Origin of the sequence: Acinetobacter sp. AOR43_HL, from assembly GCF_027854635.1 — a bacterium.
GTDB classification, from domain to species: Bacteria; Pseudomonadota; Gammaproteobacteria; order Pseudomonadales; family Moraxellaceae; genus Acinetobacter; species Acinetobacter pittii.
On sequence record NZ_JAKTHX010000013.1, the window covers coordinates 1 to 2,765 of the forward strand.

Genomic DNA, 2,765 nt, shown 5'->3' on the forward strand with positions numbered 1-2,765 from the left:
TTTACTTGATCAGATTCCATTGGATGAGCAAATAGACTCTGTTTATACCGATGGAGCTTATGACACAAAAAGATGCCGTCAAGTCATTGCAGATCGACAAGCGCATGCAGTGATTCCTCCTAGAAAAAATGCAAGACCTTGAAAAGATACAAAATCACATTCTCAGGAGCGAAATGAATTACTTCGAACAGTTAAACGTTTAGGCAGAACACTATGGAAAAAATGGTCAGGCTATCATCGGCGAAGTTTGGTGGAAACCAAGATGCATTGCATCAAATTATTAGGGGATAAATTAACAGCAAGGAGTTTGCCTAGTCAGGTGAATGAGATTCATGTACGCATAGCAGTCTTGAATAAATTCACAGAGCTAGGTCGCCCTCATACCCAAGTTGCCACTTAAATTTGGATCACTTAGGGGCAGCTGTGCATTTCAAGCCTTTGTGCAACAAAGCCGGGTCAAAGTGTGATTTACTTCTCACAAGAAAATTGTTATTTTACTCGATAATAAATTACATTTTTTTACTTGGTAAACCGACTTGTATACATAAAGGCTGCAAGTTCTAACTTCTTTTCTGCATTTGGAAATTATTATGAATAAGGTTTATAAGGTTGTATGGAATGCCTCTTTAGGCGTATGGGTGGCGGTTTCTGAAATTGCCAAAGGGAAAACAAAAAATAGTGGAAGTGTTGGGCAAACTCTTTCTTTAGAACAAAAAGAACCACAGAGTTTTGGTAATCTTTTTTTTAATTACAAAGCTTTAACTCTTGCTATTTTCGCAGCATTTACTGCTGATTTTGCCCATGCAGGTTATGAAGCTGGAGGGGGTACTACTCGGACCAACTGTACGAGAACTTCAAATGGGACTGGAAGTGAAACTGCCGCAATTGCCATTGCAAATGAAAATAGTACAGCTTGCGCATCTGCAGTTGAAGCAATAGCAATTGGTGCAAATTTAGCAGCTCAGGGGGCACAATCTACTGTCATTGGTAATGATATTATTTCATCAACATCGGCTGAGCAGTCAGTAATTATTGGATCAAATTACAACTCAAATCCAGTGACGTCTAATGGTAAAGGTGGTGTAGCTATAGGTAGTGGTTTATCTACTACACACAGCAGCCCAATAGCTGATGGTCAGGGATCACTAGCTTTAGGTTCGAGTGGTGATGGCACTACAATTAATGGGACCACTTATAACCAGCAAGGCCCTGATGCTAAGGCTGCTTATAGCGCGGCTCTTATGGCAGGATCACAAGTAGCTACTGGCGCTGACAAATCTATTGCATTTGGTGTGGATGCAAAAGTCTCTGCAAATATAAAAGATGCTATTGCATTAGGTACTGGGGCGGTTGCTAGTGTTAACAATTCTGTTGCATTAGGTGGAGGCTCAACTACGACTGCGCCTACTGGTACAGGTTACATTACCAACACTACAGCTCCTACCTCCGTTGTTTCAGTTGGTTCATCTACAAATCTTAGACGTATTCAAAATGTTGCTGATGGTGCTGCTGACCAAGATGCGGTTACAGTGGCTCAACTTAAAGATGTAAACAATCGTGCGGTTGGGAACACTACAGCTTTAGGAGGCGGAGCAGCCTATGATCCATCAACAAATGTATATACTGCACCAACTTTTACAACTACAAAAACAGATGGAACAACAGTAAACTCGAATACTGTGTCAGGTGCTTTAACTAATCTAAATAATGAAGTTATTAAGCCAATTACTTTTAGTGGGAATACAGGTAGTTCTGCTAACAAGCTTGGTTCAACATTAAATATTACTGGAACAGGCTCAACAGCTGGAACTTATTCTGGAAATAATTTAAAAACGTCAGTAAGTGGAAATACTGTTAGTATTCAAATGGCTGATGCACCTGTATTTACAGGCACTGTCACAGCAGGAAATCTTGCAACTGGTGGCACATTGAGTGTTACGGGAGTAAGTAATCTAAATGGTGGTGCAAATTTAAATAATCAAAAGATTACAAATGTTGCAGCAGGTACAGCATCAGGTGATGCGGTTAACTTTGGTCAGTTAACTACCACGAATAACAATGTAACGACTGCACAAACTACAGCGAATTCAGCACTAGCAGAAGCACAAAAAGGCATTAATTTTGGTGATGGTAGTACCTCAAATAACTATGCGTTGGGAGAAACTATCAATGTTAAAGGTGATAGTAATATCAACAGTGTTACTACTGCAGATGGTGTGCAATTAAGTTTAGCATCGGATATTAGTGTCGACAGCGTGACCGCAGGTAACAGCAAATTAAACAACAGTGGCTTAACCATCACAGGTGGACCAAGCATCACCACAGCGGGCATTGATGCTGCGAACACCAACATCAGCAATGTTGCAGATGCGACCACAGCAGACCAAGCGGTGAACAAAGGCCAATTGGATGCAGCGACCGCCGCAGCGGATAACAAGACTGATGCATTGGGCAACAGCACAGCCAACAACTTAGGTGGTGGTGCAACCTATGACAGCACGACAGGTGCAGTGACAGCACCGACCTATACCGTGAATGGCACAGACGTGAACAACGTAGGTGCTGCGATCAGTGAATTAGACAAAGGTTGGAACTTAGCCAGCAATGGTGCCAATGCAGGTGCGATCAAAGCGGGAGATACGGTCGATATCGGCACAGCAGCAGGCGAAACGAACTTACAAGTTGCGAAGAGTGGCAACACCATTCAATACAGCCTAAGCCGTGACCTTGACCTAGATAGCGTGACCGCAGGTAACAGCAAATTA

1 protein-coding gene and 1 pseudogene are annotated in these 2,765 nt (G+C 42.2%); both read left to right on the top strand.

The window, feature by feature from the left end; translation table 11 throughout:
- Positions 1-400: pseudogene (locus MKL33_RS06325) on the top strand (IS5 family transposase); the annotation flags it as partial.
- 190 nt (positions 401-590) lie between these two features.
- Positions 591-2,765, top strand: a 2,175-nt coding sequence (locus MKL33_RS06330) for an ESPR-type extended signal peptide-containing protein (RefSeq protein WP_270906684.1), incomplete at its 3' end; no start/stop codon positions are given.